Below are 7,127 nucleotides of genomic sequence, written 5' to 3'. Positions count from 1 at the left end.
CAGCGCCACGGCCTCGGCGGCCGGCTGCTCGACCGGATCGAACAGCGCCTCGCGGCCGAGGCCGACGCCGCCCGCTACCGGCTGCACTCCGGCCAGCGCGGCGAGGGCAACCTGCGGCTGTACCGGCGGCTCGGCTACGCGCCGGTGGCCACCGAGCACGTGTCGCGCCACCTCAACGTCATCACGCTGGAGAAGATCCGGGTGCCCCAGGCGCGCCCGGGCGAACTGGCCGCCAGCGCCTGACGGCAGGCGCTCAGCGTTCGTGCCGCCGGGACCGGCGCAGCCACAGCAGCCCGGTCACCGGCAGCACGAGCGGCAGGAACAGATAGCCCCGTCCGTAGTCCGACCACACGGTCGCGTCCGGGAAGGCGGACGGGTCCACCAGCGTCCAGGTCCCCACCGCCAGCACCCCAACCAGCTCGGCGGCGCAGCATCCGAGCGCGATCCGCCGCGCTCCCTCCCCGCCGCGCACCAGGGCCACCGTGATGAAGGCGTACACCAGGGCGGCGACGGCGGACAGCGCGTAGGCCAGCGGCGCCTCGTCGAAGCGGGTGGAGAGCTGGTAGAGGGAGCGGGAGGCCGCGCCCACGGTGAACACGCCGTACAGCGTCACCAGCAGCCGGCCGGGACCGTCGCGCAGCCCGTGCTCGCGGGGGCCGGACGCCTCCGGTGCCCCGGCGGGGACGGGCGCGGCGGGGGTGGCAGGGGTGGCGGGCTCAGCCAACGCTCACACCGCCCGCCCACACGTCGTCCAGCCGCAGCTGGAGCACCGCGAGCACCAGGGCGCCCGCCGCGACCGTGGCCGAGCCCCACCGGGAGCGTTCGCCCAGCGAGACCATCGCGACCACCGGCAGACACAGCGGCACGGCGACCAGGTACGAGGCGAAGACCACCGTGCTGTCGCCCGAGGGCCGCTCGCCGCCGGAGAGCTGGACCACCCCTATGGCCAGCTGCACGAGCGTGAGCAGCAGCACCACGGCCATACCCAGGTAGTGCCAGTCCTTGACGGGCTGGCCGCGCAGGGCGGCGTACGCGCACCAGGCGGCCAGCAGCAGCGCGGCCACGGCGACCGCGACCGTCAACGGGGTGAGCATGGCGCCGACTCTACTGCGCGCCCCGGGACCGTCCCGACCCCACCCCCGGCCCGATCCCCACCCCGCCCGCGCACAGCCCGGGCACCGTGGCGTTGGCCACACCGGCCCCTGCCGTCCCGCCCGCCGCGCACCCGCCGCGGGCCGCGTCCCACCCGGTATCCGCGCAGGTCACACCAGGTTCACCGGTCCCGGTACGGGGAGCGGGACAGGCCGGTCGTATGTCCACCATGCGGACGGGAGTGTCCGTATAAGGGACGGGATACAAGCGTTCTGTTTTACTGGTCGGCATGACCGCGACGAGCCATCGTTCCCTGACGACCGAGGCAGCCCCTGTGCCCGGTGCTCGTTGTCGGGGCCGAATGTGTGACCGCTGAGGGCCCCCGCACGAGCCGTCTCGCGCCCCGAAGCGAACTCCGACAGCCACCCGGCCGGCGCCGATCCGCCCGCCCCCGGCCTCGCGCTCACCTCTCTCGTTGACCCCGCGAAACCCCCGCGGGGACCTGCCCCGTGCCCGGCGCGCCCAGCCGCGCGCCCGGACACCCGACCGTGACGGGAACCCAGTGATCACGACCACGGACCTCACCAAGGTCTACCACTCACGCGGCCGTGAGGTCACCGCGCTGGACGGTGTGAACCTCCACGTCCGGCCCGGTGAGGTCTTCGGCGTCATCGGCCAGAGCGGCGCCGGCAAATCCACCCTGATCCGCTGCGTCAACCTGCTGGAGCGGCCCACCTCCGGCACGGTCACCGTCGACGGCACCGACCTCACCGCCCTGGCCGGCCGGGGCAAGCGCGCCGGCCGCCCGCTGCGCGAGGCCCGCACCCGCATCGGCATGATCTTCCAGCACTTCAACCTGCTCTCCGCCCGCACCGTGCAGGGCAACATCGAGCTGCCGCTGGAGATCCTGGGCCTCACCCGCCGCGAACGCGCCCGCAAGGCCCTGGACCTCCTCGACCTCGTCGGCCTCGCCGACAAGGCCCGCGCGTTCCCCACCCAGCTCTCCGGCGGCCAGAAGCAGCGCGTCGGCATCGCCCGCGCCCTGGCCGGCGACCCCAAGGTGCTGCTCTCGGACGAGGCGACCTCCGCGCTCGACCCCGAGACCACCCGCTCCGTCCTCCAACTGCTGCGCGACCTCAACCGGCAGCTCGGGCTCACCGTCCTCCTCATCACCCACGAGATGGACGTCGTCAAGACCGTCTGCGACTCCGCGGCCCTGATGCGCGACGGCCGCATCGTCGAGTCCGGGGTCGTCTCCGACCTGCTCGCCACCCCCGGCTCCACCCTCGCCGCCGAACTCTTCCCCCTCACCGGCACCGCGGGCACCGGCCGCACTCTGGTCGACATCACCTTCCACGGCGGCAGCGCGGGCCGGCCCGTCATCTCCCAGCTCGCCCGCGACCACGACATCGACGTCTCGATCCTCGGCGCCGCCATGGACACCGTCGGCGACGCCCAGGTCGGCCGGATGCGCATCGAACTCCCCGGACGCCCCGAGGACAACGACCGGGCGCTCGCCTTTCTGCGCGCCCAGGGCCTGACCGTCGAGATACCCGGCGCCGACGCCACCCCCGGCGTCGCGCTCAGCAAGGAAGGTGCCTGATGGGCTGGGATCAGATGCGGCCCCTGCTGGAGCAGGGCACCATCGACACCCTCTACATGGTCGGCTGGTCCACCCTGATCGCCGCACTCGGCGGACTGCCCCTCGGCGTCCTCCTCGTGCTCACCGACCGCGGCGGGCTGCTCGCCAACACCGTCGTCAACAAGATCCTCGGCGCCGTCGTCAATGTCGGCCGCTCGCTGCCGTTCATCATCATGATGGTCGCCCTCATCCCCTTCACCCGCTGGGTGGTGGGCACCGCCTTCGGCCCCACGGCCGCCATCGTGCCGCTCGCCATCGGCGCCATCCCCTTCTTCGCCCGGTTGGTGGAGACCTCCGTGCGCGAGGTCGACCACGGCCTGGTCGAAGCCGCGCAGGCGATGGGCGGCGGCACCTGGACCGTCGTCCTCAAGGTGCTGCTGCCGCAGTCCCTGGCCTCCCTGGTCGCCGGCCTCACCACCACCGTGATCGCCCTCATCGGCTACTCCGCCATGGCCGGCGCGGTCGGCGGCGGCGGCCTGGGCACCCTCGCCCTCACCTACGGCCACCAGCGGTTCGAGACCGACTTCATGTACATCATCCTCGCGGTGATCGTCGTGATCGTGACCGTCGTGCAGCTGCTGGGCGACGGCGTCGTCCGCCTGCTGACCCGCCGCAAGCGCACCGGCTGACCGCCGCCGGACCGCCCCGGCCCCACAGACCCCCGGCACCCCCGGGCCCATGAGAACAACCCGCAGTGATCGAAAGGCACTTTTCGTGCGTACTCACCTCCGTACCGCCACCCTCGTGGCCTCCGCAGCCGCCCTCACCCTGAGCCTGGCCGCCTGCGGCACCGACTCCGATCCGCGCAGCGGCGACGACGCCGGCTCGTCCGCCGGCGACGTCCAGCGGATCACCGTCGCGGCCAACCCCAACCCGCACGCGCAGATCCTCGACTTCGTCCGGGACAACCTCGCCGAGGACGCCGGACTGGAGCTGACTGTCCAGGAGTTCAGCGACTACGTGCTGCCCAACACCGCCGTCGACAGCGGTGAGGTGGACGCCAACTTCTTCCAGCACCAGCCCTACCTGGACGACTTCAACGCCAACCACGGCACCGACATCGTCCCGGTCGTCAACGTGCACCTGGAACCGCTCGGCCTCTACTCCAAGTCCCTGGACAGCCTGGACGGCCTCACCGAGGGCTCCTCCATCGCCATCCCGGACGACGCCAGCAACGGCGGCCGTGCCCTCCAGTTGCTCGCCCAGAACGACGTCATCGAGCTGAAGGACGGCGTCGGCGCCGAGGCCGTCCTCGGTGACATCACCGACGACCGCGGCATCACGTTCACCGAGCTGGAGGCCGCCAGCCTCCCGCGCGCCCTGGACGACTTCGACGCCGCCATCGTCAACGGCAACTACGCCCTGGAGGTCGGCCTCTCCCCGGCCGACGACGCCATCGCCCTGGAAGAGGCCGAGGGCAACCCGTACGCCAACTTCCTCGCCGTCAAGGCGGGCAACGAGGACGACCCGGCCGTGCAGACCCTCGCCCGGCTGCTGAACTCCGACGAGGTCAAGCAGTTCATCGAGGACACCTACCCCGGCTCCGTCGTCCCGGCCTTCGGTACCCCCGGAGCCTGACCTCCCACAGCGGCGTACCACCCCACGCACACCGGGCCCCGGCACCCCTGCCGGGGCCCGGCGCTGCGCGAACGGGCTGGATACTGCATGCTGTCCCCTCGGACCCCAGGCATGGAGCGGCGCATGACATCCCACTTCCCCGACATCTCCATCAGCACCGAACGCCTCGTGCTGCGCCCCTTCGAGGAAGCCGACATCCCGCCGCTCACCGACATGATGAACGACGAGCTGACCGTCGCCTGGACCACCGCCCCCACCCCGTACACCCGGCGCGACGCCCACGAGTGGATCGTCAGACGCGCCCCCGCCGAACGCCGCACCGGCCGCGGCATCGTCTTCGCCGTCACCGAGCACCTGACCCAGCGGCTGGTCGGCAGCGCCCACCTGATGAACACCGACTGGCGCAACCGCCGCACCGAACTCGGCTGCATCATCGGCCCCTGGGCCCGCGGCGAGGGCTACGCCGCCGAGACGGTGCTCGCCATCGCCCAGTGGCTCTTCCGCGACCAGCGCTTCGAACGCCTCGAACTGCGCACCGCGGCCGGCAACACCGCCTCCCAGCAGGTCGCCCAGAAGGCCGGCTGCGTCAGCGAGGGGGTCCTGCGCAACGCCCGGATAGTGCGCTCCCGCACCGAGGACGGCGGCTGGACGGACATCCGCACCGACACCATCGTGTGGAGCCTTCTCCCGGAGGACCTGGAAGACCGCTGAACCGCTGGTCACGCGCGGTAGGCTCAGCGGCGTCCCCCTCGTGACGAGTCCAGGAGCTTCCGTACATGGCTGACCGCGTCACCGTGATCGGATGGGACGGCAGCCCGCTGACCCCGGGCGCACGTGCCGCGCTGAGCGCCGCCACCCTGGTCGCGGGCGCGCCCCGGCATCTGGTCCTGCCCGACATCCCCGCGGGCGCCGAACGCGTGCAACTCGGCAGCCTCCGCCTCGCGGCCGGCCGGATCGCCGCCCACCGGGGCACGGCGGTGGTCCTCGCCGACGGCGACCCCGGCTTCTTCGGCGTCGTCCGCACCCTGCGCCACCTCGAACACGGCCTGGAGGTCGAGGTGATGCCGGCCGTCTCCGCCGTCGCGGCCGGCTTCGCGCGCGCCGGCATGCCCTGGGACGACGCCCGTATCGTCACCGCCCAGCAGCGCACCCTGCGCCGCGCCGTCAACGTCTGCCGGGCCCACCCCAAGGTCGCCGTCCTCACCTCGCCGGGCGCCGGGCCCGCCGAGATCGCGCTGCTGCTCGGCGACGTGCACCGGACGTTCGTCATCTGCGAGGCACTGGGCACCGACCGGGAACGGGTGTCCGTGCTCACCTCGGACAAGGTCGCCCGGCACACCTGGACCGACCCCAATCTGGTCATCGTGGTCGGTGGCACGGGCGGTGGCGCCACCGCCGCCGACGGCGGCACGGGGGAGAGCTGGCTCGCGGGCCTGGACCCGGCCGCCGCCGTCGAACCGCGCGGCTGGGGCCTGGACCCGGCCGCGTACCAGCAGAGCGCCCTGCCGGCCCCGGGCCGCACCCCGCACCTGCGGGCCCTGGAACTGGCCGTGCTCGGCCCGCGCCCCGGCGATCTCGTCTGGGACATCGGCGCGGGCAGCGGCCTGGCCGCCCTGGAGGCGGCCCGGCACGGGGCGGCCGTCATCGCCGTGGACCGGGACGCCGAAGCCTGCGCGGTGGCCGGGGCCACCGCCCGGCGGTTCGGAGTCCAGCTGCACGTGGTGCACGGCGTCGCCCCGCAGGTGCTGGCGTCCCTCCCGGAACCGGACGTGGTCCGGGTCGGCGGCGGCGGCGACCGTACGCTCGTGGCCTGCGCCGACCGCAGGCCGCAGCGGATCGTCACGCACGCCATGACCCGGGATCAGGCGGAAGCGGCGGGGCGGGTGCTGGCCGGCGCGGGCTACACGGTGCGCTGCACGCTCCTGCAATCGGTGGAACTGGAGACCCAGGAGTGGTCGGAACAGGGGCGTTCCGTCGTCTTCCTGTTGGCCGGAAGCCGTCCGTGACCAGCGGAGAGACAAACCCGGACCATCCCGGGCCACTCGTACGACCCATGACCGGGAGTGGGCGCGGGCAACGGTAGGCTGGTGGATCGTTGTGCCGTCGGCCGGACTTGATGATTCATCCGCCAATGTCCGGATCCATCCGGCGACACGACCCGGCAGAGCACGACCGATGGGCGAGGGGTACGCATGACGGACACCGGCCGGATCCCGGAGGAGGGAGAGCCGGAGCACGGCTTTCCCTTCACGGCTCAGGCGGACGATGTCATCGAGGGCGAAGAGGAAGATCTGCTGATGCCGGGGGCGCACGTCGCCTGGGGCAACGCGGCCCCCACCCCGCAGCCGATCACTCCGGCGGCCCCGAGACCGGCCCAGCTGGCCCCCCTCTTCCCCGCACCACGCACGGCGGGCGCCCCCGCCGCCCCGCAGCCGGGCCCGACGCCGCCCGCCGCCGGACCGGTGCCCGCTCCGGGCCGTGCGGTGCCCGCTTCCGGTGCGGCACCCGCGCCTGCGCCCGCTCCGGGTGTGGCACCCGCACCTGCGCCCGCTCCGGGTGTGACGCCCGCGCCCGCTCCCGCTTCCGGCCCGGTGCCCGCGGGTCCCGGTGCCGGTCCCGCCGTACCGGCGGAGGCCCGGCCCGCGCCCGGGCCCGTGCCGCCCCCCGCCGCTGCCGCGGCGACCGGGCCCGCACCGGCGGGCGCACCGGACACCCCCGGTGACCCGGGCGGTCCTGAGGCGCAGGACCCGTCCGAGACCCCGGGCGCCCCCGAGGCCCAGGGCACGCCCGCCACGGCGGGCGCAGAGGCCGGCCC

The 7,127-nt window shown here is 73.7% G+C and carries 7 protein-coding genes and 2 pseudogenes; 7 read left to right on the top strand and 2 right to left on the bottom strand.

The annotated features are described in order from the left end of the window. Nucleotides 1–243: pseudogene (locus ACFV5N_RS22440) on the top strand (GNAT family N-acetyltransferase); the annotation flags it as partial. Between the two features lie 10 nt (nucleotides 244–253). Here ACFV5N_RS22440 and ACFV5N_RS22435 read toward each other — a convergent pair. Both ACFV5N_RS22435 and ACFV5N_RS22430 read right to left on the bottom strand, forming a co-directional pair. Further along, on the bottom strand, nucleotides 254–724 hold the full coding sequence (locus ACFV5N_RS22435) for a hypothetical protein (protein WP_385602715.1): 471 nt from the start codon (nucleotides 722–724) through the stop codon (nucleotides 254–256). Continuing rightward, nucleotides 717–1,094 carry a hypothetical protein gene (locus ACFV5N_RS22430; protein ID WP_385602712.1) on the bottom strand — a complete coding sequence of 126 codons (378 nt, stop codon included), beginning with the start codon at nucleotides 1,092–1,094 and terminating at the stop codon, nucleotides 717–719. The genes ACFV5N_RS22435 and ACFV5N_RS22430 overlap by 8 nt, the downstream gene beginning before the upstream one ends. A gap of 560 nt (nucleotides 1,095–1,654) precedes the next feature. On the opposite strand from ACFV5N_RS22430, the gene ACFV5N_RS22425 reads away from it, so the two are divergent. From ACFV5N_RS22425 to ACFV5N_RS22400, 6 genes and pseudogenes are all read left to right on the top strand, one after another. Continuing rightward, the gene (locus ACFV5N_RS22425) at nucleotides 1,655–2,695 is read left to right on the top strand and encodes a methionine ABC transporter ATP-binding protein (protein ID WP_385602709.1); all 1,041 of its coding nucleotides are present in this window, start codon (nucleotides 1,655–1,657) and stop codon (nucleotides 2,693–2,695) included. Further along, nucleotides 2,695–3,363 (top strand): methionine ABC transporter permease, encoded by a 669-nt coding sequence (locus ACFV5N_RS22420; RefSeq protein ID WP_385602706.1) that lies wholly within the window; start codon nucleotides 2,695–2,697, stop codon nucleotides 3,361–3,363. Before ACFV5N_RS22425 ends, ACFV5N_RS22420 begins: the two co-directional genes overlap by 1 nt. An 85-nt stretch (nucleotides 3,364–3,448) precedes the next feature. Beyond that, nucleotides 3,449–4,312, top strand: coding sequence for a MetQ/NlpA family ABC transporter substrate-binding protein (locus ACFV5N_RS22415; RefSeq protein WP_385602703.1), 864 nt, complete (start codon nucleotides 3,449–3,451; stop codon nucleotides 4,310–4,312). 123 nt (nucleotides 4,313–4,435) lie between these two features. Next, the gene (locus tag ACFV5N_RS22410; RefSeq protein ID WP_385602700.1) at nucleotides 4,436–5,023 is read left to right on the top strand and encodes a GNAT family N-acetyltransferase; all 588 of its coding nucleotides are present in this window, start codon (nucleotides 4,436–4,438) and stop codon (nucleotides 5,021–5,023) included. A gap of 65 nt (nucleotides 5,024–5,088) precedes the next feature. Further along, nucleotides 5,089–6,318, top strand: a complete 1,230-nt coding sequence (cbiE, locus tag ACFV5N_RS22405; RefSeq protein ID WP_385602697.1) for a precorrin-6y C5,15-methyltransferase (decarboxylating) subunit CbiE — start codon at nucleotides 5,089–5,091, stop codon at nucleotides 6,316–6,318. Nucleotides 6,319–6,504: 186 nt separating this feature from the next. Beyond that, a pseudogene (locus ACFV5N_RS22400) lies at nucleotides 6,505–7,127 on the top strand (hypothetical protein); the annotation flags it as partial.

The sequence above is a fragment of the Streptomyces sp. NPDC059853 genome (assembly GCF_042731495.1).
Taxonomy (GTDB): domain Bacteria; phylum Actinomycetota; class Actinomycetes; order Streptomycetales; family Streptomycetaceae; genus Streptomyces.
This window is presented reverse-complemented; position numbering and strand designations above follow the sequence as displayed.

Excerpts from the sequence above, each read along its gene's own strand:
- ACFV5N_RS22430 (WP_385602712.1), bottom strand. The coding sequence starts at position 1,094 with ATGCTCACCCCGTTGACGGTCGCGGTCGCCGTGGCCGCGCTGCTGCTG.
- ACFV5N_RS22420 (WP_385602706.1), top strand. The coding sequence starts at position 2,695 with ATGGGCTGGGATCAGATGCGGCCCCTGCTGGAGCAGGGCACCATCGAC.
- ACFV5N_RS22410 (WP_385602700.1), top strand. The coding sequence starts at position 4,436 with ATGACATCCCACTTCCCCGACATCTCCATCAGCACCGAACGCCTCGTG.
- cbiE (WP_385602697.1), top strand. The coding sequence starts at position 5,089 with ATGGCTGACCGCGTCACCGTGATCGGATGGGACGGCAGCCCGCTGACC.